Below are 25,926 nucleotides of genomic sequence, written 5' to 3' on the forward strand. Positions count from 1 at the left end.
TTTTAAGAACGCGATCAAAGAGTGCATACAAAACGACATCCTGCAGGAGTATCTGTTGCGAAAGTCAAAGGATGTGATGAATATGTTAATTGCCGAATACGATTACGATGTAGACATCGCCGTACAGCGGGAAGAAGAGCGGGAAATCGCTCTGCAGGAAGGCTCATACCAAGCTAAGCTTGAAACGGCAAAAAACTTGCTCGGCATGGGGCTATCGATTGAAAACATAGCGCAAGCTACCGGCCTCACCGAAGACGAAATCGAAAAACCGTAACCGTACCCCTGCGCTATATTATCATCACTTTGCGAATTCGGCGAGCACGGTTTGAAGGGCTGCGATGCCGTAGAGGGCAGCGGTTTCACATCGCAAAATATTTCCCGCAAAGTGAACGGACGTAAATCCCGCGTTTCGGAGCGCTGTCATTTCATCCGGGCTGATGCCGCCTTCACATCCGACGGCGATCGCCGCGCACGTAACGCCTGCGAAAACCGCGTCCGAAAACGGCATGCAAAAATCATTCCGCTCCGAGAGGACGACGGCTGCCGACGTGTTTCGCGCTTTTTCGCTCATCCGTCTCCACACTTCACATACTCCTCGAACATCAGCGGTTTCGGCGACTGAGGTTTCCACGGGAGAGCCGCTCTGCTCGCGAGCTTCTTTGATGATCCGCGCAAAGCGTTCGGCTTTTCCTGCCAGAGAAGCGATGCTGCCCTTTTGCGAATACTCGCCTGCGACGGGAACTATCGTTTTCACTCCGCACTCGCAAGCCTGTCGGACAATGAGTTCCATCTTTTGCGGCTTCGCGATAAATTGAAAAAGCGTATATTCGACGGCACGGCGATCCTTATCGATATCGGCGGCTCCGACCCCGCGCACGACTGAGGCCACTCCCAATCCGCACTTTTGCAATACGGCAATGCCCCGAACGTCATCGATGCGTGCGACGGTCATGGAAAAAAGAAATCCGCCCGGAACCCGCACGGCGAGCATATCGCCCGGCTTTGCGCGGAGGACACGGCACAGGTGCGTAAAACTTTTCCCCGAAACGGCTATCAGTCCCTTTTCGTCCGGAGCAGCATCGGAGAGAAATTGCCGCACGCTTTAGACTCCCGCTTTCTTTTTCGCTTCGACTTCATCTTGCAGCTCTTTGAGCGTCTTTGCCGAACGCACGAGCTTTTGAAAATCGCTCGATTTTAAAATCTCGATCGCAGCGTTCAGCTGAATGTCGTAATCCGAATCGTAGAGCATTGCGGGCTTTAAGCGGTTTACGCGGACACGGATAAGACGGCGAAGCAAAGCCGCATTCAGCGGATATTTTTTTTGCAAAACGAGCGCGTAAGATGCGATGTCGCGTTCGGTCATACCTCTGTGAGAATCGACGTAGGATGCGATCGCATTCGATTTAATAAGTTCCGCGTAGGCTTTTTCTTCGGCATCATTCAGTTCGGGATAGAGCACTTCTCTGTCGGGGGGAATGCCGACTTTATCGATATTCGTATCGCTCGGCGTATAGTAGCGTGCCATCGTAATTTTAAAACCGTCGGAAGCGCTGAGCGGAATCACTTGCTGAACCGAACCCTTGCCGTAAGTACGCTGACCGACGAGGTATGCGAGGTGATTGTCTTTGAGCGCCCCCGCCAAAATCTCCGATGCGGACGCCGAACCGCGATTTATGAGCACGACAATCGGAAGACCTGCCGAAACCGTCGTCTTTTTGGCGTTCGCGGTAAAGACCTTGTTTTCAAATGCGAGGCGGCTCTTTGTCGAAACGAGCGTTCCCGAATCAATGAATTTATCCGCGACGTCTGCGACGCTCGTGATAAGTCCTCCGGGATTGTCGCGCAGATCGATTATTAAATCTTTATAGTTCGCCTTTGCAAACGAATCGAGCGCTTCCTGCACACGCTTGGGCGTATCGGGCGTAAATTCGATTATGCGGAGATAGCCCGCAGCGCCTATCATGCCGTACTTTACCGTCGGCACTTCGATGAGCGCTCGGACGAGCGTTACGTCGAATCTGATGTCTTTGCCTCGCAAAATCGAAACGATAACCGGCGTGCCCGCTTTGCCGCGCAAATGATTGAGCACTTCTTCCATCGTCATAGGAGCCGTAGCTTCCCCGTCGATCGCCGTAATATAATCACCCGACAGGATACCGGCCTTAGCACCGGGCGTATCTTCGATCGGAGAAGCGACTTCAACGTAGGCCGGTTTTTCGGAAGACGATTCGACGGGCTTACTGATGGAAAGGCCGACGCCGCCGAAATTGCCGGCCGTCGTATCGGAGAGCGGGCGCATCGTGTTTTGGTCGAGGTACTGCGTATACGGATCTTTCAACGAGTCGAGCATACCTTTGAGCGCTCCTTCGTAGAGCACTTTTGAATCGATTTCATCGACGTAATTCTGCTGCACAAAATCGAATACGGCAGAGATTTTTTTCATGTATTGGAAATTGGAAACGGATTCGCCGCCGACAGGCGATTCGGCAAAACACTGAGATGCCGCAGCGGAGACGATAAACGCGCATATAACGGATGCTGTAAAACGAATTGCTTTATTGTGTATTTTAAAGATAACCATAGGTATCATTGTATGACGGGAAGCTGAAAATTGCAACACGCAAAGCGGCACACACGGCAGCACCGCGAGCCGCCATGCGAGTGCGCTGCCTGCGCCTGCATTATGCGTGCAGATTTTCCTTTGCGAACGTGCGCGCGTCGACCGGATGACTGAACAGATAGCCTTGAAATTTATCGGGTCCGAAGGGCAAAAGCTTTTCCACGTTGCCGTACGATTCGATACCTTCCATGCACACCGTCATACCGAGCGCGTGCGCCATGCCGACGACGAATTCGATTATCTTTAAATCTTTCATATCGCCGGTGAGTGCTTTTTGGATAAACGTATAATCGAGCTTGAGCGTATTTGCGTGGATATCCTGCAGATAGCGCAGGTTCGAAAATCCCGTACCGAAATCGTCGATATCGATTTTAAGGCCGAGCGCCAAAAGCTCTGCGAGTACCGATTGAATTTCTTCATCGTCGATGTTGCCGCTTTCCGTTATTTCGAGCACGATATTTTTCGGATTGACCTTCGTACGCTCGAGTGCGATCTGCACTTCACTGACGAGGTTCGACTGCAAAATCTGCACAAAGGAAATATTGACGCTCACATAGAGATCGGGAAACAGCGTATTCCACGCGGCACACTGTGCAAACGCTTTTATGAGTATCCACCGTCCAACCGGCACGATGAGTCCGCTTCGTTCAAGGATGGAAATAAGCTCTCCCGCGCCGACCGTACCGAAGCGTTCGTTTTTCCAGCGCAAAAGCGATTCGGCGCCGATGACGATTTTCGACAAGCTGCCGCCTTTGCGTTTCTGCACCGTCTTTGCATTTACGATCGGCTGAAACAGAAGCGTAAATCCTTCAAACTTATTTTTTATGGAATCGCGCACCGCACTTTCGATTTCGAGCGTACGAAGATAGTTTGCATATTCGCGGGCATTGAACAGCTCGAGCGTATCTTTGCCGCTGTTTTTGGCGGATTCTACGGTAAACAAAAGTTTAGCAAGCATCTCCCTAAGCGTGCTTGTATCGTTGATAAAAGCGATACCGCCGACGGAAATGGTAAACATGCGCTTGTAACCCGACGCGTATTCGGCTTCCCGTATGCTTTGCTTTATGCCGCTGTAGCTGCGGCGTATTTCATCCGCACTTTCACCGCTGAAATTTATCAAAAGAAATTTTCTGCCGGAAAGCAGATACACTTTCGTGCCGTTTATGCATTGCCGTTTACACGCATCCGCGACGATGGACAATATTTCGTTTCCGGCTTCAAAACCGACGTGTTCGTTTATCGAAATAAAATTGTCGATTTCGATCTGCATGGCAAAACCGCTCAGCGTTCCCGTATCCATGCGCGCCGTATCGAAATCGAACTGAGCGTCCCGTTCCGAACCGAGGTTATCGTCTTCAAAAAAAGGATGCTTTTCGGCGGAACCGACGGAACCGGCAACGATATCACCCAAAGGAACGGGCAAGTGCAACATTCTGATTTCGGCAGGAACATATTCGCCGTATTTGTTGCGAATATGATACGTCGCTTTTATTTTCGACTTTTTATTTGCAATGATCGATTCGATATCGGCACTGCAGCGGACGCGTTCGTCTTCATGCACAAAGGTGATGATTTTCCGCACCGCTCCCGAAAATTGCACGCCGGGGAAATCGAAATGAGCCAAAGCTCGCTCCGATACAAAAAACGTATCTGTTGCGATATCGTATACAAACGCAAACGACTCGGTACAGTTTTCGAGAAGCGAGATAATATTTTTTACAATGCTTAAACCGATTTTATTTTGCACATTTCCCGTTCCGGTACGATACAGTATACAATAATCAATACGATATTGCAATAATTTTTTCGACGTTATCGCAGACATGTGATATTTTCGCACGTGTGATTTTTCGACACGGACGAAACAAGCCGAATATATCCTTGCTTTTCCGACAAGATGCTTTATAATGAACGTATGACTTTTATACAAAATGTAACCGAATATTACGACGAATTGTATCCCGTCACAGAAGAACAAAAAAAATTTTACAGCCGTATACAAGAATCCTATCCGACACCGGCGCGATTTTTGCAGATAGGATGCGGAACCGGTGCGCTCGAACACGTGCTTGTCAAAAGCGGCGCAGACATAACGGGCATTGAAGTTTCAAAAGAGCTCATAGAAATAGCGGCGCTGCGCCGAAGGACGCAGCTCATGCCGATACGTTTTTTTCAGCTTTCGACGCTCGACATGACACGCTTTCTCGGAAAAAATTTCTATAACGTCATCTCCTGCCTGAACAGCCGCATCGTCTTCGTTAGAGATAAAACGCTTGTACGCAAATTCTTTTTCGACTGCAAAGCGCTGCTCACGGAAGGCGGAACGCTCATCCTCCATCTGTATAATTTTCCTCGCGCGCTGCAAAGCGGCAAGACGGAACTCCGTACGCGCAGCAGCATCCGGGTTAAACTGTCGTCGACGCTTACGACAGGAAACGACGGTGCGTTTTTTATGAGCCAAACGCTCGAAACGGGTACGGGCAAAGTTCTCACCGTCATGAAAAACGAAGCGTTCTATCCGCTCGCAAAAGACGAAATCGCTTCATTCGCAAAAGAAGCGGGCTTTACCGATTTTTCGTTTTACGGCTCATACGCGATGGAAGCATTTACCGAACAAAGCGAATATCTCGTCTGCGCCCTACGATAAAAATGCGGCATTCGATTTAAAATTTTGCAACGCCCGCGATCGGCACTACGGCACGTCAGCCGATACGCCAGCGGTTGCCCGAATCTTTGGCAAAGCGCTTGGCGTTCACTTCGAGCAGGCGGCCGTCTTCTCCGAGCATTTTTATCGTAGACGTGATCGGATTTACTTCGGTGATTTTAAAATTCGTTCCGTCGTAAAAAAGGCGAATACCTTCCGACGGCAAATTTTTCCGCGCGTCGTTGTACCAATCGAATTCATACGAAAGACAGCATAAAAGCCTGCCGCACTGCCCCGAAATCTTCATCGAATTGAGCGAAAGATTTTGATCCTTTGCCATGCGGATCGACACCGGCTTGATCTTATCCGAAACGGCGTGACAGCAATACGGACGGCCGCAGACGCCGAGACCTCCGGTGATGCGCGCTTCGTCGCGCACGCCTATTTGCCGCAGTTCGATGCGCATTTTAAATACGGACACCAAATCTTTGACGAGTTCACGAAAGTCGACGCGGTTGTCGGAGCTGAAAAAAAACAACGCCTTTTGCTCGGCGACTAGAAAATGCACTTGAATCAATTTCATGTCGAGACGATGATAGGCGACTTTTTCTTTAAAAATTTTTACAGCATCGCTTTCTTTTACTTTCAGTTCTTCCGCACGCTTTGCGTCTTCTTTCGATACGACGCGGTCTATGTCGACGATATCGCTCTGCCGCACGCCGCGCGGCTTTTTCGTTTCGCCGAGCACGACTGCAATATCGCGCCCGTACCGCGTCGGGACGATGACGCGTATGCCCGCTTCGATGCCCTGCACGCCGCCGGCCGTCGCGTAAATGCTTTCGCGCGAGTATTCGAGTTTTAAATGATACAGCGGTTTATCGGGCGTAAAATCCGCCTCTCCCTGATCGCTTTCGTCCACAGCATCTTCAAGCGCTTCAAGATTTTCGCTCTCATCATCTATATCGTTTTCAAAAATATCGCTCATCGTCGCCTCTCCCGCGCGTTTGCGCGTTTTTCGGTTTTAACAATCGGAACCCCGAAAAAAAATTACAATTCTCAGAAGGTTTTTTCGGATTTATTAATTTTTATTTTAACATCAAGAAGCAAGCACGTCTACGAGCAAACCGCGGATCTCTTCGACGCGTTTCAAAAGCAAAAATTTATCGGCTTGATTTGCAAGGATTTCCGCCGCAAGATTGTTGAGCTTTTCGTCGATAATCCGCACTTGCACGAATATCCGCTCTTTATTTGTCCGCCGATTGCGCCGCCCCGAGAGTTCCTCAATCTCGAAGCTGTACTTTACGACGTACTTCATAAACTGGCTCACCGCACGCCGATATTCGGCAAAGGCATCTTCCGTCATCGAATCGATGAGCTTGTCGCCGGCAGTCGTTACGCGGTCTTTCAAAAAAACGACGGCGTCTTCAACGGACATCCCCGCGATTTCGCTCGGAAGTCCCGCCGACGCAAGTTCGTTTGCTTCTTCGTTTTTTTTCAGCATCGCGGAAAAAATTCCCGCGCTCTGCTGTGCACCCGCTTTTTTTTTCTTTGCTTCCTTTGCCGCTTCTCCCGCAGCCGAAGACACCGCAGTAAAATAAAGCGCCTGTCCCAGCGGATCGACCGTGTTCATGCAAACGCCGCCTTCGTGCGGATAGCTTTCGCTTCGAGGTAGCGCTCCGATGCTGCGAGGTATTTCGCTTCGTCTTCGATGGAAATGCAGTGTCCGTGAAAGATTACCTTTTCTTCGATCCGGACTTTTTGCGAAATGATATCGCCGATAACGGCAGCCGATGAAAGCAGCGTTACGCTTTCTTTTGCAATGATGTCGCCGAGCACGATACCGCCGACGATCGCGGACTTCGCCGTAAGATTGCCGCACAGCCGCGCCCGCTCGCCGATCTGCACGTTGCCGTCGGTGTCGAGATCGCCGCGTACGTCGCCGTCCAAACGGACGGAGCCGTTTATCCGAAGATCACCGGAAACGGTCGAACCTTCACCGATAACCGTGTTGATCGAAAAGTCGTCGGAGCGCAGCGCCATAAGTCAATTCGAAAGCTTTACGTTGATGTACTTTGCAGGGTCTACGACATCCGAACCGATATGCACTTCGTAATGCAAGTGCGGCCCCGTCGTAACGCCGGTGTTGCCGACATAGCCGATGACATCGCGCTGAGAGATGAACTGTCCCTTTGTCACGCGCGAAGACATCAAGTGCGCATAGCGCGTGTAGATGCCGTGTTTATGTTTGATAATAATGTAATTGCCGTAGCTTGCGTCGTAGCCGACCGTAACGACTTGCCCGCTCGCCGTCGCAATAACCGGATCACCTGAGCGGTACGTCGAAAAATCGATTCCCTTGTGAATATACCACTGTCCCGTAATCGGGTGCACGTTCGGACCGAAGGCCATGGAAATATGCGCATTGACGTTTTTCAGCGGCCAAACGCTCGGAATCTCCGTAAAGAGCGTATTTTGATTTTCAAGCATTTTACCGATCTGTTCGACGGGCTGCACCGCATTTTCAAGGTAGGATGCAAGCTGCTTGACGTCTTCCGTTTCGCGCATCGAACCCGCCACCGTTTCCTGCGTACCGAAAAGCGAAGAGAGGTCGCTGTTCGAAACCGACGCACGAGCGACGTTTGCACTGTCCGTAATGCCGAGCAGGGCAAGCGACTGCGACAGCGACGTTTGAAAGCGCTTTGCCGCCTGCATGAGATTCATGTTTTCGTCGCGAAGTTCGTCGAGACTCGCCTGCGTCAAACGATTCTGCGACGAAAGGCGCGATATCTCGGCACTTGAACCGATCGCCCTGCGATCAAAGTAGAAAAAAGATGCTACGATACCGAAGACAAGCACGACGCCGAGACCGAGAGCAAAAACATTTGTTTGGAAATTAACAACTTTACTCTGCGAATGCGGAACGATCATTATCGTCAGCTTGCCGTCGAGGATTTTAAATATCCGCTGCGCGCCGTTTTTTATACAATTTAAAAAAGAAAAAAATGCGCTGCTCGTTTTTGAGGCGACCTTTTTTTCCAACTTTTTATATTTTTGCGTCCGAGCCACAACCTCGCTCCTGTTCCACCCAAAATAGACCCGATACTGCCGCCGAGCCTCAACGTGTTATTGTAGCATATTAGCCGCCTTCGTGTCAAATGGTAAAAATCTCCAATCACGGAAATCAATTTTGCGCTTTTGCCCGTTCCGCGCTTTCGGCGGCCACCTCCCATTCTTCGCCGAGAGCCGTAAGACGCGCTTCCGTATCCGCGAGGCGCTTTTGCACGACGCGCGATTTTTCTCCCGACGCATACACTTCGGGCTTTGCAAGTTCGTTTTCGCATTCGGCCTTTTGCGCTTCGAGCGCGGCGATTTCCGTTTCGAGCCGTTCGACTTCGCGTTCGAGTTTTCGCTGTTCGGCTTTTCGCTTTTTCGCTTTTTCCCACGAAAGCTGTCCGCCCGCGAGCGCATCGTTCGTACCGGAAAGCTTTTCGCTCATCCCCGATCCGGCCGTACGAGAGACGAATTGCGCCTTTCCGTCGGACGAAGACGAAAAAGGCATACCGGCAACCGTTCCGTTTTTTTCCGCTTCGATGCGTTCAAGGTAATACGCATAATCGCCCGGAAAAATGCGGAAGCGCCCCGTTTCGAGAGCGAGCACGCGCGTCGAAAGCCCTTCGATAAAACCGCGGTCATGGCTCACAAATACGACGGTACCGCCGAAATCTTTGAGCGCCTGCATGAGCACGTCTTTCGAATGCATGTCGAGGTGATTCGTCGGTTCGTCGAGCACGAGAAAATTGACCGGCTCGAGCAAAAGCTTTAAGAGTGCAATGCGGTTTTTCTCCCCGCCCGAAAGCACGTCCAAACTTTTAAATACGTCGTCTCCGCGAAACAAAAACGCACCGAGCATGTCGCGCACTTTCGGAATCATTTCAAGCGGAGCCGCACTTTCGATATAATCGATGATGCTTTCGCTGCCGGAGATTTCTTCCGAACTGTCCTGAGAAAAATACCCCGTACGCACGCCGCTTCCGAATATGAGCTCGCCCGAAAAAGCAGTATCTTCCCCCGCGATGATCCGGAGGAGCGTCGATTTGCCCGCTCCGTTATGCCCTGCGACCACGAGCCGATCCCCGTTTTCGATCGTCACGTCGAGCTTGTCGAGCACATTGTGTTCTCCGTCATAACTTTTCGTTACGCCGTTTATGCGGAGCACGACCTTTCCCGCATGAGGAGCCGGTGGAAAAGTAAAGCGGATTTTCTTCATCGATTCGGGAATCTCGATGCGCTGTATTTTATCGAGCTGCTTTTGCCGCTCCTGCGCTTGAGATGCCTTTGTCGCTTTTGCACCGAAGCGCCTGATAAATTCTTCGAGGTGACGGATTTCCTTTTGCTGCTGTTCGTAAGAGGCGATGAGCGTTTTCAATTCGGTTTTGCGCACCGCTTCGTAGTGCGTAAAGTTTCCCGGATAGCGTTTGAGTTCGCCGCCGAAAAGTTCGTACACATCGGTAACGCTGACGTCGAGAAAATAGCGGTCGTGGCTGACGAGCAAAAATCCGCCTTTGAACGACTGCAAAAACCGTTCGAGCCAAGTACGCGCTTCTATGTCGAGGTAATTCGTCGGCTCGTCGAGGAGGAGTATGTCGGGATTTTGCATGAGCACTTTTGCAAGGGCGATCCGCATCTGCCAGCCGCCCGAAAACGCTTCCGTCCGTTTGGTAAAATCTTCGCGTGAAAAACCGAGCCCCGAAAGCACCGCTTCCGCCTGCGCCCGCCTCCTGTGCCAGCCGCTTTCGTCGAGCGCCGCAATAAGAGAAGCTTGCCGAGCGGCAAGATCGGATGCGCGTTCCGGGTACAGCGAAAGTTCGTCGCCTATCCGGTCGATTTCCGCCTGCATATCGTAGCCGAATTGAAACGCGGTATCCGCTTCTTCAAGCAGCGTGCGTCCCGCGTGCGTAAGCCCCGACTGCGGCAAATAGCCGATGCGCGCATCCTTTTGCACGACTCTCGTTCCGCTGTCGCAGGGGATGAGCCCGGCCATCACTTTGATGAGCGTCGATTTTCCTTCCCCGTTCGCTCCCGTAAGAGCGGCTTTAGTGCCCGACTGCAGATTGATCGAAACGTTTTTTAATATGTCGCGGCCGCCGAACGCGAGCGACACTTTTGAAAACTGAACGAAAGCCATGACAACCGCTGCTAATTTTTTTTGAAAAAGATGACGAGCGGACTTGCTCCCCGCCGCACGAGGGTATTGCCTTCAAAGCGCGCTTCGGACGCATCTTCAAGGCGTATGCCGTTCGCTTCGATTTTGTACAAAAAATTCACTTTGGCTTTCATGCCTTCAAAGGAAAACGAAAGCACACCGTCGTACTGCGGCGAAAGCGATGCGTCGATAAAATAATCGATCCCGACCGTACCGCCTCCCTTTGCGCTTTCGGCGATGAGAGACGGAACGAGCCTCCGGTTGCCCCGCCACGTAAAGGAACCGTCGCCTTTGAGCGAAAGCTGTCCGTATGCAGCGCTTTTAAAATTCGGCCCCGCCGCTGCAATGCGTGCATATTCGGCTTCTCGCCGCTCTTTTTCTTCGGCGACGAGGGCTGTTATATCGACGTCTTCTCCGAGTGCGATAAAATTATAATCGCGCGGTCTGCCCGCATCGTCGGCGCAAGTAACGGCGATATAATTGTTTTTGACGGAAACCTTTACGGGGGTATCGGTAAACGTATATTCGCCGTCCGCCGTTTTAAGTGCTTCTCCGTATTCCCACGAGCCGTAGCGTTCGGGAAGGTTCAGCGATACTTTTCGATTTTCGGCGTCGACCGTAAAACAATAGGCGGCATTCATGCGAAGCGGATCGACTCTCTTTTCGCGTATCATCGCGCGGTAATAATCGGGATACCATATCGTCCCGGCAAGCTTTTCAAATACGTCGTCTTTTTCTTCGGCACCGCTCCCCTCTCCCGTTTCGACGACTCCTCCCTTTTGTGTTTCAAAGAGCTCGAGATTGTACGAAAAGCACCAGCCCTGCGTACCGCTCGATGTCAAAACACGCAGCCAATTTCCCGCAAGCGCATCGGAGCCGACCATAACGGCCTGCCCCTCTCCCTTATACAGAATCTTAATAATTTCGCCTTTTCTGAGACGGTACACTTGCCTCGCCGTATTGACCGGTTCCGCGCGGATCGGAAGTCCGTCGAGCTTTACCGACGCATAGCGATGGAGGAATTCCGCGTACTGCCCGGCCGCCTTTTTGAGCGAACGGCGGGATGCCGGCGGCGTAATCTGCCACAGCGGGATATCGAAGCGCTCTTTGGAACCGGGGGCGGAGACGGCATAGGTGTGAGAAATATTTGAACGGATATACACGGGAAGGATATCGCCGTCTTGCAGGCCGCGCTCGGGGATATCCCACAGCAGCATGCCGTATCCCATAACGCGGGAACAGGACACAAGCGCAAACGAAAGGGCGCATAACGCGATCAAACCGTATTTTTTCGGCAAACAAATCATGAGATACAGCATAACACAGCGCGGCAAAAAAGTCATCTTTAAAAATACGGCATTAGCGTACGAGCACAGTCGGCATCGCCTCAAGCAAGTATACCGCTCGGTACGCCAGACAGCTGCCTGCAAATCATATCGCAAATCGCCTGTGAAAATTGTAAAAATATGTTATAATATAAGATGCCGGAAGCATTCGGCAATAGAAAGTTGCAACTTTCTGCAAAAGTTTTCAGAGGAGGTTTATGATGACTGTAAACAAAGGAACACCTATACTTCCGTATAGGGAGGGGGCTCGGTAAAGGCTTTTTAAAAAGCGTACCGATTATAGCGGGCGCCTTGCTGTTTGCAGCTGCGTTCGTTTTTGCAAGCTGTTCGAACGGCAGCGATTCGGGAGAAGGAACACCCGCACCGTCCGTCTTTGCCGTAAGCTTCGGCATAGAAGGCTTGCCTCCGAACGGTACCATTGAGGCAAGGGTAGACGGCACAATAATTATGCCGAACGATGTAGTACAAAAAGGCAAAACCGTAACCTTTACGGCAATGCCTAAGACGAATCACAAAGTAAAAGAGTGGAAGGTAGACGGCGCCGTCATAAGCAACTCTACAAACACCTATGTCCACACCGTAACAGATGCGGTCGATGTAAAGGTGAGCTTTGAAAGCGCCGGCGGCGAACGGATTGCAATTACCCAAGTGCGTGCAAAAACCGCCCCCCTCGTATTAGGCAGCCCGATACCGGACGGTCTTTCTTATACATACACAGACTATCTGCCTGCAAGCGTAGAGGGAGAGCCCGCAAAGCTTATCGCGAATAATTCTATGTACGGATGGGAAAAAAAGAACGGAACGGAATGGCAGGATGTTTCCGGTCAGCCTTGTACGGAAGGAATCTACCGAGTACAAACGCAAGTGCGCATAGACGGTGCTGAAAGCGCGCAATATATGCTTGCGCCCGACATAAAAGTATTTGTAAGCGTCGATGACGGTACCTCTTACGATGAATGGAGCGTTTCGGGCGTAGGTAACTATGAGGGTTATTCATACGCATGGGTTATTTCAAAAGAATATCCCGTCTCAAGCAGCGGACATCTTGCGCTCAGCCAAAACAACGTAGACATTCCCAAATCCTATGTCGGAAAACCGATAACCGAAGTTAATATAGCTTCAATAGTAAGCGGCGGTACGCTTCCGTATCATTTTACCCTTACTTCGGGAGCGCTTCCCGCAGGTCTTTCGCTTGACGAAAGCGGTGCAATTTTAGGCACGCCTACTGCTGTACAGCCGGGACAAACGGGAAGGATTGCACGGATTACGGTACGCGACAGCGCTTCGACGCCTGAAGAAAAGCTTATCGACGTCTTTTGTACGGAAGGCATAGTCGATAAAAAAGTCGTTACCTTTGCCGTCGGCTGGCGCGGAACCGCCCCCGCTCCGATTGAAGTCGATTCGGGGCAGTCGATTTTCGCTCCTGCCGCTCCCGTACCCGTCGATTCGAACTGGGCGTTTTCCGCATGGTGCGTTTCCCAAGATGATGCCCAATCCGGAACGGGTTCTTCGGGTACATGGGATTTTTCCGATCCGGTAACGGATCATATGACGCTCTATGCGCGCTGGAGCGATAACCGCACGGCAATAGACGCGCTTACGGCGACGATGGAGGCTCCCGTATCAGGCAGAGCGATACCGAATCCTATAACGTATACCTACAGTGCAGGCAGTCCCGCAAAACTTTTGAATGACGACTCCTACGCATGGCAAGTATGGAACGGTACTACGTGGGACAATGCGAGCGGCAATTTCGAAGCCGGAAAAAAATACCGCATAAACACACAAATGAGGATCGATCAGCCCGCCGGCAAAACGCACCGGCTTGCAACAACAGGTATTACCGTCACGGTAAACGGACAGGCATGGACGGTAGGTACATCCGTGCTCAATTATATCGACTATAACTATAGCGGAAACGTATATTCATACGTATGGGCTACCTCTCCGGAGTTTCAGTTGTAAAAGCTGCAAAAGCACATAGCCGTGCACGGGAGTTGAACTAACCTAACCGCTCTCAAGTCGGAGAAGATTCCGGCTTGGGGGCGGTTTTTTTGTCCGTATTCAAAATCGTACCGTTGACAGCAAAACACAATATCACTACCATCGTATGCAACAAAATCACAAGCGACGGCGTATGGAATTTTTGCGCCGCGCAATCGTTTTTCAAAAAGGAAAATACTATGAAACGAATCATCACCGTACAGGATATTTCATGCGTCGGAAAGTGCTCGCTCACCGTAGCGCTTCCCGTTATTTCCGCAATGGGAGTCGAAGCCGCCATCCTTCCGACGGCAGTGCTTTCGACGCACACCGCATTCAAAGGCTTTACATTCCGCGATCTCACGGAAGACATCACGCCGATATGCGATCATTGGAAAAAGGAAAAAATTTCATTCGACGCGATCTACACCGGCTACCTCGGCTCTTTCGAACAGCTCGATTTGATGAAAAAGATGTTCGCCGACTTCGGCGGAAAAGACGTGCTCGTCTTCGTCGATCCGTGCATGGCCGACAACGGAAAACTTTATCCGGGCTTTACGCAGGAGTTCGCATTCGCGATGGCAAAGCTCGCAGGTCTCGCCGACGTCATCGCGCCGAATATGACCGAAGCGTCGTTTATGCTCGGCGTTCCGTACAAAGCTGCCGGTGAATACGATGAAGCGTACATCAAAGACATGCTCAAAAAACTCGCAGCCCTCGGTGCAAAGCGCATCGTTTTAAAAGGTATCGAGTTCGCGTCCGAACCCGGCAAGATCGGCATCATGTCCTACGATTCGGAAAGCGGCGCTTATACGAGTTACTTTCACGAAAAATGCGCGACGAGCTTTCACGGCACGGGCGACATCTTCGCAAGCGTCTGCGTCGGCGCTCTCATGCGCGGCCGCTCTCTCGAACAATCCTATGCACTCGCGGCGGACTTCGTCGTCGAATCGATTAAAGCGACCGTTTCGCACAAAGATTACAACTGGTACGGCGTCGATTTCGAAAGCGCTATCCCTTACCTCGTAAAGCGGCTCGGAGCATAACGGATGCGCCTACTGTTTATCCGGCACGGCGACCCGAATTACGATTTGGACATATTAACCGAAAAGGGAAAACGCGAAGCCGCCCTGCTTGCAAGCCGCGTCGCAAAATGGCAGGTTACCGATTTTTTCTCCTCGCCCTTGGGACGCGCACAGGAGACGGCTCGAATCGCGATGAAGGACACCGGGCGCAAAGCCGAAACCTGCGATTGGCTGCAGGAATTTCATTATAAAGTGCGCGATCCCGAAACGGGCAAAAACAAAATCGCGTGGGACTGGCTCCCCTCTTTTTATACCGACCCCGCAAACAAAACGCTCCTCGACGCCGACAAGTGGATGCATACTCCCGTCATGGAATCGGGCAATATTGCACAGCGCTTCGAAGAAGTGTGCGGCGGCTTTGACGGCATCCTCGCGCGCTACGGCTTCGTGCGCGAAGGCGGCATCTACCGGACTGACGGCACGCACTGCCAAAAAGGCGTATTCAACGATTCGATCGCACCCGTTAAACGATCCTACGACGACCGGACGCTCGTCTTTTTTTGTCACTTGGGCGTTATGTTCGCGATCATCGGCCACCTCGTAAAAATATCGCCCGTGCAGTTGTGGCAGGGCTTTTACGTCGCGCCGACGTCGGTGACCGCTCTCGCATCCGAAGAGCGCGTTCCCGGCACCGCATTTTTCCGCGTGCAGACTTTCGGCGACACGAATCATTTGCACGACGGAAACGAAGCGCCTTCGGCCGTAGGATACTTTACCGACGTATTTTGCGATTAATGCGCTTTCGCTCAACCCGCAAAAGAATCGGCGGCGATGCGGCTGTCCGCACCTGCAAGCTTTTCTTTGAGATACAGGAATATTTGCTGCAGCTGAATGATAAACGAAATACGATCGTTCATCTGTATCAGTCCCTGTATCTGATCGTCGCTGATCGCTTTCGCTTTCAGCCGGTTCAAGCGGTCGACTTCGTTGATATTGGCAATCGTTTCCGAAATGGAAGCGCCGCTCTCTTTTAAGCGCCCGACAAGCGTCGATATCGATTGAAAGGTTTCGCCGTTTCCCTGTTTTATATCCTCGATGTTTTTCAGCGAACTTTTTGCCGACTGCTGCAGCGTCACGAGTTTTTTTGTATTTTCTTCGTTCAGGGAAACCAAACGCTCAAGGTCGGAACGAAGGCGATTGATGGTTTCGCTGATTTTCCGCGACATATCGTCGGTATTGCTCGAAAGCTTTTTTATTTCGTTCGCGATGACGCGAAAGCCTTTACCCGCTTGCCCGGCATGTGCGGCTTCGATTGAAGCGTTGAATGCGAGCAGCTGCGTATTCATGGCAATGCTTTGAATGGCAACGATAAATTTTTCTATGGAAACTATTTCAGTGTTCAGCTGTGAAAACTGATTGAAAAAGAGGCGCCCGCTTTCTTCGATCTTTTGTACCTGCATCGAAATATCGGTAAACTGATCGAGCGTCTGTTCAAGGTTGTCGACGGTTTTTTGATTCGTACCGATCATACCGTCGGCGCTTTTACCGATAGAATCGCTTATTTCCGAAAGGTTTAAAAGCGTTTCTTCCTGCTTTTGCTGCAAGATGCGTTCATTTTCTATAACCGCGAGATTTTCCCGTTTTACCGCGTCGTCTTTTGTCGTATCGTTGCAATAGTCCATCAAAATCCGCAAAAGCTCAAGGCCGCCGTCCAATACCGCATCTACCGTTATATCCTGTGTGGCCATAAAAACCTCCCTATACTTATTCACCGATAACGATTGAAACCAAGGTCTGATTTAAGTACACTTTTCGGAACAATTCGCCGTAACTCGAAAAACCGCAGTACACGGGAAATTTCGCATTGTATATGCTCGTCATAACGGGCCCTGATTTATCTCTGGCAAAGAGCAGCGCGCGGAAAGCACAATTGATAAACATGACAAACTGAGGCCGTCGTATTATCGAGAGGATTTCATCGCACGTATTTCGTGAAATTTCCTCATAATTATCGGGCTCGAGAATATCGATAAGGCTGCCGGGAAGAACTCGCCCCTGCATGTTTACCGTACCGTCGGAATTGAATTTATCGAAAGCGGTGATAAAGATTTCATCGCCGATTCGCCTTCCCAGCGGATGATCGAAGGTCACGTCGCCGACGCCGCTTTCGGGACATCCGACCGCTGCGGCATATTCTTTTTTCGGTGAAGAATAATTCATCGTCCGTATCAGACGGCGGGCGACATCCGCTTGCGTAACGGTAACTTGCTTTCCGTTCGGTTTATAGATATTTTCTTTTCTGATATCGAATTTGAGCGACGTATTAAAAAATAAAATAACCGCTCCGTCCGAAACGACATCTCCGTTGTAGCTCACATAGGTTTTTATAAAGCGCAAATCGTCGCCCGCACCGCCGCCGGCGATAATAAATTTATCGTTCGGCACGACTGCGTAAAATACGGAAAGCAGCGCTTCTTCCGCATAGCAGATACCGTTCACAAAAGCAAGCGCAAAAGCGTGCGTGTGGCAGGCGGGATCGTTCGCATCGATGCCGCATCTGTTCATCGCGGACAAAATTTTCGTTTTGTGAATAATCGGAAACTTATTTACGGCGTCGAGCAATACCCCTGCGAAACGTATTTCGGAACCGCTGACGGCAGTCAGCACGATAGAGTGATTCGTGAACCCTTTCATGGAAATTTCGCCGCACGTCGTCGTTCCGATAACCTCCGCATCGGGAAAACGCGCCTTTATTTCGGCCGAAAGAGCCGAAAAATCATAAATCGAGCTCGCAAAAAAATTACCGCACCGTATACCGAAAACGGCGCCTGCAGCGATCGACACAGATCGTTTACAACCTCGTGTATATCGCCTGTAATCGCTGTGCTTACAACTTCTTGTTTCATACTGCACCATCCTGTACGCTTGGTATGGGTATTACCCTGTTTTCAATAATAGTTCGATAATCGAAAAATAGCAATGCAAAACGGTAATCCGCATGAATGTATGCTGCCGCTCTTTCCGTCGACAATCGGTTAAAAAACCGCAGACCTTCATACGCCGAAGCACCTATGTATTTTACCGGTGCGGCAAAACGCGGCTCCATCACGGGTGTATGCCGTCGATCGTACATTCATCCGTGCACCAAAACCGCACCTCCGCTCGCATCGCGGAGCGCATCTGAGAATTTCCGCAATTCGCCGCTTTCGATTTCTCCGCTTACGCTTACCGCCGATTCGAAGCGTTCTGCAACATCGAAAAGCCGGAATTCTTTCATAATGCGTCGAAGCTTTTCGTAGGCGGCATACGAAGCGGTAAACGAAAAGCGTGTTTTTTCGATAAGTTCCGAAAAGACACCAAGACTCTCGGCTTTTTCGATAACCGCCTTTGCCGCATCCGTGTACGCTTTAACAAGACCGCCCGTACCGAGGAGCGTTCCGCCAAACCAGCGCGTGACGGTCAAAAGCGCATTCGTGCAGTTTTTCCCGCACAGCACGTCGAGCACCGGACGGGCGGCCGTTCCCGAAGGCTCGCCGTCGTCGCTCATGCCGCGTATTTCAGCCGAAGACCCCACGACGAAAGCGTGGACGACGTGAGAAGCGTTCGAATATTTCGCTTTTTGAGATTTTAATAATTCGCGCGCTTCGCTCTGCGACGCACAAGGCAAAAGTTCGGCAATAAAGCGCGAATGCTTTACGAGCGTTTCAGAAACCGCATAGCCTGTAAGCGCATCCAAAAAACTTTTCTCCGCTCAGGCTTCTTTCGGAGGCTCGACGTCGACAGATTCGACTTCTTTCGAAGCTGCGCGCGTCCCCTGTGCTTTTAACCCTTTTTCAGGGAAGGCGGACGCTTTGAAGCTTTCATCGAGTTTTTTAACCCGCGCTTTTTTCGCATAGTGCAGCGTAAACGTAAAATTTTTCCGCGTATCGACATGGAGCACTTCTTTGCCGTCGGGCGCAAAAAAATAATCGCGGTTCATGATATAGCCTTCGACGCGGCATCGTTTAACAAAAACGTATTTCGTTTCGGGGTCGCGGTAGATGACCGTAAAGAGCACTTTTGCAAGACTTTCTTTGTCCGCAAGCCCGCACCAAAACATGCCCGGCCCGACGAAAACTTTTTGCGGAGAATCGGTTACGCTGAATATGCCGCTCCGTCTGACAAAGAGTACCCGGTCGTAGGGCGTAATTTTAAGCACTTCGACGCCGCCCGAAACACCCGTTCCGAGATAGCCCGACGTACCGTCGTATTTGAGCGGGATGTCGCGCTTGACGATTTCTTTGACGTCGACTTTTTCGATGTCGGCGATCGTCGTAAGGCGCTGCGTCTTTTCCGCGTCGAGCTTTGCAAGCAAGCCGTCGAGCCGGCTTATCGCATAAGCGGCAAGATGCTTTAAAAGCTTGTCGATTTCTTTGATGCGATTTTTCGCAGCTTCCACTTCCTGGCGGTTTTTGTTGATATCGTAAAGCGAAATGCGGCGGATCGGAATCTTCAACAAGTGATCGACATCGTCGTCGGTTATGGGACGCAGAAGTTCTTTTTTAAACGGCACAAAACCTTTTTTTACCGCATCTACGACGGCCTCTTGGGTTTTCATCTGTTCGATATTTTTATAGATGCGCTCTTCGATAAAGATGCGCTCGAGCGTCCGCAAATGCAGCTTTTCGAATTGTTCGGCACGCTCGACGGTGAGTTCGTCTTTCAGTACGCCGACGAGCTGCTTTGCGTGAAATTTAATAACGTCGGTTACGGTAATCTGCATCGGCATATTGTCGCGGATAACGAGCAGATTGCAGTATATCGTCTGTTCGCATTCGGTATACGCGTAAAGCGCATCGACGATATCGGCGGCATACACGCCGCGCGGAAGCTTTATTTCGATGTTGACGCTTTCGGCCGTGTAATCGTTGATCGAAGCGATGCGCACTTTATTGTTTTTTGCGGCTTTTTCGATCGAGTCCATGAGCGACTCTGTCGTCGAACCGAAGGGCAGCTCGGTGATCGTAATCTTTTTTTCGTCGCTTAAATCCATCTTCGCTCTCGTAACGATTTTGCCCAAGCCGTCCTGATAGTCCGACACGTCGATGAGACCGCCCGTTTGAAAGTCGGGATAGAGCGTAAACTTTTCGCCGCGCAGACATTTTTTTTCGGCTTCGATGACTTCGCGGATATTGTGAGGAAGGATTTTCGTACTCATGCCGACGGCGATCCCTTCCGCGCCCAAAATCAGTACGAGAGGCAGCTTTGCGCGGAACATAACGGGCTCTTTATTGCGCCCGTCGTAGCTCGGAACGTAATCGGTGATCTTCGGATTGTAGAGGATATCGCGCGCAATGGGGCGCAGACGGCATTCGATATAACGCGCCGCGGAAGCCGAGTCTCCGGTGTAGAGGTTTCCGAAGTTTCCCTGCCGATCGACGAGCAAATCCTTATTGGCAAGAACGACGAGCGCCGAATAAATGGATGCATCCCCGTGCGGGTGATATTTCATGCACTGACCGACGACGTTTGCGACTTTGTGAAATTTGCCGTCGTCCGCTTCGAGGAGCGTATGGAGGATTCTCCGCTGTACCGGCTTCAGTCCGTCGACGAGTTCGGGGATCGCACGGTCTCGGATAACGTAGCTTGCATATTGGATAAAATTGCTGTCGAAAAGATTTTTTACGTATGCCATACCGTTTCAGTATACAGCAAATGCGGACTTCTGTCTTGCAACACGATACGGCAAGTTATGCCATATATCCCAAACACGAAGAAATCTGACGAGCGGTTTCGCAAATCATATAGATATTCGCATCCATCTGCTCTTTTGTAATATAATTTTCAAACGCGCTCATGCTCACCGCTGCGACGATCTTTCCGCTCGAATCGCGGATCGGTGCGGCATTGCAGTTATCGTTTAAAATAAGCTCTTCGCGGTCGATCGCATATCCCTGTTCGCGTATCTTCTGCAGTTCCCGCTGCAAAACCGCATAATCGGTAATCGTGTGAACGGTAAACTCTTTCAGCCCGCCGCTTTTGTCGATGATCCTCTCAAGCTCTTCGGGATACAATTCGGAAACGAGCACTTTACCCAAAGCGGAAGCGTTAAACGGAACTTTTTTTCCCGGAGTAAAATACGTTTTAATGATAACTTGCCCGTCGATCCTGTCGGTTTGCACTATTTCACCGTCGTATAAAACCGCCAAATTGATATTCGCTTCGGGAAAACGATGCGCAAGCATTTCCATATACGGAAGCGCGAACTTCCGTATATCGATCGAAGAAAGCGCACGGTTAAACAGCTTTAACACTTTAAGTGAAACCGTATATGTCCCCGCCGTTTCGTTTTTTATCAAATAACCGGCCGACGTCATCGTCGTAAGCAGACGGTAGGCCATATTGACGTTTATCTGCAGCGCTTTCATGACATCCTGCACCGTAAACGGATCTTCCTGTCCGGCCGCCATGTCGAAGATCGCAAGGCTTCGAGAAACTATTTTTACATTGTACTTTTCATCCTTATCGCTCATCATATTATGCGGAGTATACTGTTATTGCAGATAAAATGAAATACCGATACGGCGATTTTAGACATCGATTTCATAAGACAACACGTAAAACACCGGTAATCCCGCCGAATCCGATGCGTATCCGCCGCCCTTGCCTTGTCGATCGACGGCGGACTTTCGCGCACGGATCATGAACGGCATTTCAAAATACGAGGTAAAACTATGTAAAGCCCACGAACGACTTTTTATTAAGCGTTTACGATATTAACGGCTTTCCCCTTTTGAAATTGCTTTAAATTATCGACTGCGATATCCATTAAGCGCTGACGCGATTCTTTCGGCGCCCATGCGATATGCGGCGTGATAATGCAATTTTTCGCTTTCAACAGCGGATTCGTCGGCATTATAGGTTCGGTCGCAACGACATCCGTTGCATAATAATAAATTCTATCGTTATTAAGCGCATCCGCCATATCGCTTTCGTTTACCAGAGGACCTCGGGACGTGTTGATGATAATGACGCTTCGTTTCATTTTCTCAATACTGTTTCGATTTATCATCCCTTCCGTCGAAGGAAATAACGGAACATGTAAAGAGATGACGTCCGATTGCTCATAGAGCTTTTCAAGAGGAACGTACGAAGCGAGTTTTTTGCCTTCATCGTTTTGATATTCGTCATAGGCTATAACGTTCATTCCGAAAGCGCGTGCGATCTTTGCCGTACTCTGTCCGATACGACCGAAACCGATCACCCCCAGTGTTTTGCCGGCAAGTTCGATCAGCGAATAATCCCAAAAACACCAATCCGCATTGGACGCCCAGCGTCCCTCATGTACGGCAGCGGAGTGATGCGCCGCATGGTGGCAGATTTCCAACAGCAGCGCAAATACAAACTGCGAAACCGCCTGCGTTCCGTATGTAGGAATATTTGCGACGACGATACGCTTTTCTTTCGCGGCTTGAATATCGATAACGTTATAACCGGTTGCAAGCACGCCGATAAATTTCAGCTTCGGGCACGCATCGATCGTTTCTCTCGTAAGCGGAGTTTTATTCGTATACACATAGGCGGCATCCCCGATGCGTTCGACGATTTTATCGGGCGGAGTACGGTCGTAAACGGTTAAAGCTCCGAGCTGTCCCAATGCATCCCACGACAGATCTCCGGGGTTTTCGGTATATCCGTCCAATACGACAATTTTTTCCATTTTTTTCCTCAAAATCACGCAGTATGGGGAGCCTCTAAAAACTTCGGTTTCTAAAGGCCCCTGCAATAATTAATAATTATTTCTTCGACAAAAATTCTTTCATCGCGGCGCCTTGCTGATTGATGAAAGTATCATACACTTTTATTTGATCTCCGAAACAGATATCTTTTACTCCCAAATCGAGGTAATACTGTACGTCTTCGATTTTACCGTATATTTCGCATCGCGGACGGACGCCGTGCTTCAGCGCAGTTTCAATCATTTTCCGTTCGGCCTTTTTGCACTCTTCTTTAAAATCCGCTGCGTTGTGTCCGTTGCTCATGGAAAAATCCGAGGGGCCGAACTGTACCATATCGACTCCTTTTACCGAACAAATCTCTTCGATATTATCCATCGCTTCGCTTTTTTCGATCATAAAAGCCAGCACGATATCATTTACCCGTTCTGCGTGTTCCATCTGCTTTAAAAACGGTTGATAACCGATAAAGCGTCGGTTCGGGTATCCGAAGCGGCCTCCCGATACCGTCGAATCCGCTTTCATGGTTTTGACGGCGGCACGAACTTCATCGGCATTGTGCACATCGGTAAATAAAATCGCTTGAAAACCCGAAGCCGCGGCCTTTTGCGCAATATACGCCGAATTTTGGAAATCGACTTTAATCATCGTTCCCATATTCGAAAGCTCCGCCGCCCGCGCCATATTTTCCAAATCGTATTGCGAAAACGGCGAATACTCGGCAACGTACTCGACATAATCGAAATTGCCGCTGTTACCGACCAGTTCGATAAAAAACGGCCACGTCGTAGACATACGCGTTCCGAGTGTACGCCCTCCGGCACGAATAGCATCTCTCAATCGATTATTTTTCATATCATACCTCCATGAAACGTATTTTTATGCAATGTAAAATCGCCGGTACAATGTTAAACCGGCCGAAAAAGTTTTGCGTCAATCCCTCTCCGGCCGTTCAATATTTTATCGCATTTTTTCAAAACAGGCCCATCGCAATGAACAGTGCGGCAAATATAAATGCGATAAGTCCGCAGACGGAACCGAGAACGGTTATATATTTGAGCCCCTGGTTCGTCGTTAAATTAAACAGCGAAGTTTCAACCCAAAAACCCGAATCGCTTACGTGCGATCCGATCATCGTACCCGCCCCGATTAAAACGGCAACCGCAACAGGGCTCAAGCCCAATGTCGACATCATAGGCAGACATATTGCGGCCGCCGTCATACCCGCGGTTGTCCTTGAGCCTACTGCGATCATCATTATCGCTCCGATCATAAACGGAAGGATAAAGCTCGGAAAGCCGATGCCGGAAATCGCATTTCCCAGTTCGGGTATACCCTTATACGATTTGATAACCTGGCTGAAACCGCCGCCCATGGCCGTTACGAGGAGCGGAACCAAAGCTACGGTCAATGCATCGCTTACCCAACCGTTAGCCATGATAGCAAAAACTTTCTCTTCCTTTTTTCCCGTGTAATGCGCGTAATTTTCTTTTACGGTGCCGCCGTATTTGAATCCGACAAGGACGGCTATGACGACTCCGATAAACATCGCAATATTCCTGTTACCGATCGTCTGAAGCACATCTCTTGCAGCCATCCCTTCCGCCATCGTCATACCGGCAAAAGAAGCGAGGGTAATCAATATAACGGGCACCAAAATGGGAGCCGCGGCAAGCAATACCGGCGGAAGATTCGCATCTTTTATCAACAGGTCGCTGTAATTTTTGGAATCGACTTCTTCGACGCCGGCAATATAGTCGGCACGCGGTTCGATCCACTCTTTGGCTATGACGCCTTTCGTCAACAGCCAGGTCAGCATAAATGCGATAAATGAAATGACGATCCCCCACAAGATGACCATACCCAAATCCGCGGAAAGCAAAACCGCCACCGCAAGGATTCCGGGCGTCGGAGGAACCATGGAATGGGTCCATGAACCGCACAGCCCCGTAAATCCTGCCATTGTCGACATCGACTTATGATTGCGCTTTGCGATCGTTGATGCAATAGGAGCGGTAAGTACAAGGGTGATATCTCCGAATACGGGAATCGACATGATATATGCCGCCAATGCCGTTGAAAGCTCCAGAAATTTTCCTCTGAATAATTTAATAAAAAAGTTGACCATGGATTTTAAGGAATTGGTATCTCTGATGCCCTGCGCGATGATGGAGCCGAAGATTATCGTCAACCCGATTCCGCCGAGTGTCGAACCGAAACCCTGGGTAAACGAATTCATAGTAGTGCTCAGATCGTATCCCAATCCCAAACCCGTAAACATACCGGATATAAAAAGAGCAATCGTCGGATGTACTTTTAATTTTACAATCAAAAATACCAGCAGTGCGACGGCTATTAAAATAACCGACAAAAAGTGCGCTACCATTACTGTCCTCCTTCTACATTATTTCAAAACTCCTTTGTTGATAACGTTATCGGGTTTTTCCCCCTTCAGTACGCCTGCGATTCCGCTCAAAGCCTGATCAACCATCCAGAGGCGAGCTTTCATCGTCCCGCTGGCGACATGAGGCGTGAGTACGACATTTTCCTCTTTGTACAACCCTTCGTAAGGATGCGGTTCGTTTTCATACACGTCGAGACCCGCTCCCGCGATCACCCCTTCATGGACGGCTTCGCACAGCGCTTTTTCATCGACGATCGGCCCCCGTGCGGCATTGACGAGATATGCCGTCTTTTTCATAAGCTTAAGCTTTTCCATGTTGATAAGGTGACGATTTTCGGGAAGGTAAGGCATATGCAGCGTCACACAATCCGCATTTTTCAATACTTCGTCAAATTCCATATACGTCACGCCGTATTCTTTTTCATCTTCCGCCTTTGCCCGATATGTATCGTAGTAGATAACCGACATGCCCATTCCCTGCGCTTTTTTGCATACGGCCTTTCCGATTCTGCCGAAGCCCAATATTCCGAGCGTACTCCCGCTGATCGCCGTATTGTGACTCGGAAATAACGGAGCGTACCATTCTCCCCTGCGCACTTGCTTATCGTATCTGGAAACGCCGCGCATAACGTCGAAAATCAAAACCGCCGTCAATTCCGCCGTCGCATCGGTTACGGCGTTCGGCGTATTTACGACGGCGATCCCCTTGGTGCTTGCATACTGCCAATCGATATTGTCATAGCCGACGCCGAAATTCGCTATCGCCTTGAGCTTCGTTCCTTTATCGATTAACGCTTTGTCGGCTTTGTTCCCCAGCACGAAGAGCGCGTCGTACTGAGCTACGCTTGCCGCCACTTCTTCATATGACAATGCCTTTTCAGGTACTGTCATATCGAAGTCTTTCGCATATTTTGAATATGCCTCTTTGGGAATTGGAGCTGTCGTTAAGATTTTCATTTTACACCTCCTGTAAAAATCCGTCGTTT

General features: G+C 50.1%; 23 protein-coding genes and 1 pseudogene. 5 read left to right on the top strand and 19 right to left on the bottom strand.

The features are described from left to right. A pseudogene (locus HMPREF0860_RS04205) lies at positions 1–274 on the top strand (hypothetical protein); the annotation flags it as partial. Positions 275–298: 24 nt separating this feature from the next. Here the strand turns inward: HMPREF0860_RS04205 and HMPREF0860_RS04210 are convergent. The 3 genes from HMPREF0860_RS04210 to HMPREF0860_RS04220 all read right to left on the bottom strand — a co-directional run bounded on the left by HMPREF0860_RS04210 (position 299) and on the right by HMPREF0860_RS04220 (position 4,445). Continuing rightward, a complete protein-coding gene (locus HMPREF0860_RS04210; protein WP_021330810.1) occupies positions 299–1,099 on the bottom strand; it encodes an RsmE family RNA methyltransferase in 801 nt (266 codons plus the stop codon). Between the two features lie 3 nt (positions 1,100–1,102). Then, positions 1,103–2,581, bottom strand: a complete 1,479-nt coding sequence (locus HMPREF0860_RS04215; protein ID WP_331270936.1) for a S41 family peptidase — start codon at positions 2,579–2,581, stop codon at positions 1,103–1,105. Positions 2,582–2,681: 100 nt separating this feature from the next. Continuing rightward, on the bottom strand, positions 2,682–4,445 hold the full coding sequence (locus tag HMPREF0860_RS04220) for an EAL domain-containing protein (protein WP_021330699.1): 1,764 nt from the start codon (positions 4,443–4,445) through the stop codon (positions 2,682–2,684). 90 nt (positions 4,446–4,535) lie between these two features. On the opposite strand from HMPREF0860_RS04220, the gene HMPREF0860_RS04225 reads away from it, so the two are divergent. Then, positions 4,536–5,267 carry a class I SAM-dependent methyltransferase gene (locus tag HMPREF0860_RS04225; protein ID WP_021495536.1) on the top strand — a complete coding sequence of 244 codons (732 nt, stop codon included), beginning with the start codon at positions 4,536–4,538 and terminating at the stop codon, positions 5,265–5,267. Positions 5,268–5,322: 55 nt separating this feature from the next. Here HMPREF0860_RS04225 and HMPREF0860_RS04230 read toward each other — a convergent pair whose 3' ends face one another. From HMPREF0860_RS04230 to HMPREF0860_RS04255, 6 genes are all read right to left on the bottom strand, one after another. After that, a complete protein-coding gene (locus HMPREF0860_RS04230; protein WP_021330799.1) occupies positions 5,323–6,249 on the bottom strand; it encodes a PSP1 domain-containing protein in 927 nt (308 codons plus the stop codon). A gap of 111 nt (positions 6,250–6,360) precedes the next feature. Continuing rightward, positions 6,361–6,894: a YaaR family protein gene (locus tag HMPREF0860_RS13200; protein ID WP_021330642.1), complete on the bottom strand. Its 534-nt coding sequence runs from the start codon at positions 6,892–6,894 to the stop codon at positions 6,361–6,363. Next, a complete protein-coding gene (locus tag HMPREF0860_RS04240; RefSeq protein WP_021330662.1) occupies positions 6,891–7,304 on the bottom strand; it encodes a bactofilin family protein in 414 nt (137 codons plus the stop codon). Before HMPREF0860_RS04240 ends, HMPREF0860_RS13200 begins: the two co-directional genes overlap by 4 nt. 3 nt (positions 7,305–7,307) lie before the next feature. Continuing rightward, on the bottom strand, positions 7,308–8,330 hold the full coding sequence (locus HMPREF0860_RS04245; RefSeq protein ID WP_021330763.1) for a M23 family metallopeptidase: 1,023 nt from the start codon (positions 8,328–8,330) through the stop codon (positions 7,308–7,310). 115 nt (positions 8,331–8,445) lie between these two features. Then, positions 8,446–10,449, bottom strand: coding sequence for an ABC-F family ATP-binding cassette domain-containing protein (locus HMPREF0860_RS04250; protein ID WP_021330832.1), 2,004 nt, complete (start codon positions 10,447–10,449; stop codon positions 8,446–8,448). An 11-nt stretch (positions 10,450–10,460) separates the two neighbouring features. Beyond that, on the bottom strand, positions 10,461–11,774 hold the full coding sequence (locus HMPREF0860_RS04255; protein WP_162146994.1) for an SH3 domain-containing protein: 1,314 nt from the start codon (positions 11,772–11,774) through the stop codon (positions 10,461–10,463). Between the two features lie 330 nt (positions 11,775–12,104). Here HMPREF0860_RS04255 and HMPREF0860_RS04265 point away from each other — a divergent pair, with 330 nt between their 5' ends. From HMPREF0860_RS04265 to HMPREF0860_RS04275, 3 genes are all read left to right on the top strand, one after another. Next, positions 12,105–13,778, top strand: a complete 1,674-nt coding sequence (locus HMPREF0860_RS04265; protein ID WP_021330675.1) for an Ig domain-containing protein — start codon at positions 12,105–12,107, stop codon at positions 13,776–13,778. Between the two features lie 218 nt (positions 13,779–13,996). Then, positions 13,997–14,842, top strand: a complete 846-nt coding sequence (locus HMPREF0860_RS04270; protein WP_038081351.1) for a pyridoxamine kinase — start codon at positions 13,997–13,999, stop codon at positions 14,840–14,842. Positions 14,843–14,845: 3 nt separating this feature from the next. After that, positions 14,846–15,616: a histidine phosphatase family protein gene (locus HMPREF0860_RS04275; RefSeq protein WP_021330667.1), complete on the top strand. Its 771-nt coding sequence runs from the start codon at positions 14,846–14,848 to the stop codon at positions 15,614–15,616. An 11-nt stretch (positions 15,617–15,627) separates the two neighbouring features. Here HMPREF0860_RS04275 and HMPREF0860_RS04280 read toward each other — a convergent pair whose 3' ends face one another. The 10 genes from HMPREF0860_RS04280 to HMPREF0860_RS04325 form a co-directional block, all read right to left on the bottom strand. Continuing rightward, the gene (locus HMPREF0860_RS04280) at positions 15,628–16,569 is read right to left on the bottom strand and encodes a methyl-accepting chemotaxis protein (RefSeq protein WP_021330736.1); all 942 of its coding nucleotides are present in this window, start codon (positions 16,567–16,569) and stop codon (positions 15,628–15,630) included. A 16-nt stretch (positions 16,570–16,585) separates the two neighbouring features. Further along, complete coding sequence (locus HMPREF0860_RS04285; RefSeq protein ID WP_021330790.1) at positions 16,586–17,665, bottom strand: FIST signal transduction protein; 1,080 nt, start codon at positions 17,663–17,665, stop codon at positions 16,586–16,588. Between the two features lie 289 nt (positions 17,666–17,954). Next, positions 17,955–18,557, bottom strand: coding sequence for an IMPACT family protein (locus tag HMPREF0860_RS04295; protein WP_021330649.1), 603 nt, complete (start codon positions 18,555–18,557; stop codon positions 17,955–17,957). Between the two features lie 15 nt (positions 18,558–18,572). Further along, positions 18,573–20,495 carry a DNA topoisomerase IV subunit A gene (locus HMPREF0860_RS04300; RefSeq protein ID WP_021495538.1) on the bottom strand — a complete coding sequence of 641 codons (1,923 nt, stop codon included), beginning with the start codon at positions 20,493–20,495 and terminating at the stop codon, positions 18,573–18,575. Between the two features lie 55 nt (positions 20,496–20,550). Continuing rightward, positions 20,551–21,336 (bottom strand): IclR family transcriptional regulator, encoded by a 786-nt coding sequence (locus HMPREF0860_RS04305; protein WP_021495539.1) that lies wholly within the window; start codon positions 21,334–21,336, stop codon positions 20,551–20,553. Between the two features lie 54 nt (positions 21,337–21,390). Next, positions 21,391–21,513 carry a hypothetical protein gene (locus HMPREF0860_RS14225; protein WP_269208043.1) on the bottom strand — a complete coding sequence of 41 codons (123 nt, stop codon included), beginning with the start codon at positions 21,511–21,513 and terminating at the stop codon, positions 21,391–21,393. A 47-nt stretch (positions 21,514–21,560) separates the two neighbouring features. Next, positions 21,561–22,520: a D-2-hydroxyacid dehydrogenase gene (locus HMPREF0860_RS04310; RefSeq protein ID WP_021330652.1), complete on the bottom strand. Its 960-nt coding sequence runs from the start codon at positions 22,518–22,520 to the stop codon at positions 21,561–21,563. A 76-nt stretch (positions 22,521–22,596) separates the two neighbouring features. Continuing rightward, on the bottom strand, positions 22,597–23,391 hold the full coding sequence (locus HMPREF0860_RS04315) for an HpcH/HpaI aldolase family protein (RefSeq protein WP_021330837.1): 795 nt from the start codon (positions 23,389–23,391) through the stop codon (positions 22,597–22,599). 118 nt (positions 23,392–23,509) lie between these two features. Then, positions 23,510–24,922 carry a GntP family permease gene (locus tag HMPREF0860_RS04320; protein WP_021495531.1) on the bottom strand — a complete coding sequence of 471 codons (1,413 nt, stop codon included), beginning with the start codon at positions 24,920–24,922 and terminating at the stop codon, positions 23,510–23,512. Positions 24,923–24,940: 18 nt separating this feature from the next. Further along, positions 24,941–25,897 (bottom strand): NAD(P)-dependent oxidoreductase, encoded by a 957-nt coding sequence (locus HMPREF0860_RS04325; protein ID WP_021330792.1) that lies wholly within the window; start codon positions 25,895–25,897, stop codon positions 24,941–24,943. Positions 25,898–25,926: the final 29 nt, after the last annotated feature.

This window comes from Treponema socranskii subsp. socranskii VPI DR56BR1116 = ATCC 35536 (assembly GCF_000468115.1).
Classification (GTDB): Bacteria; Spirochaetota; Spirochaetia; order Treponematales; family Treponemataceae; genus Treponema_D; species Treponema_D socranskii.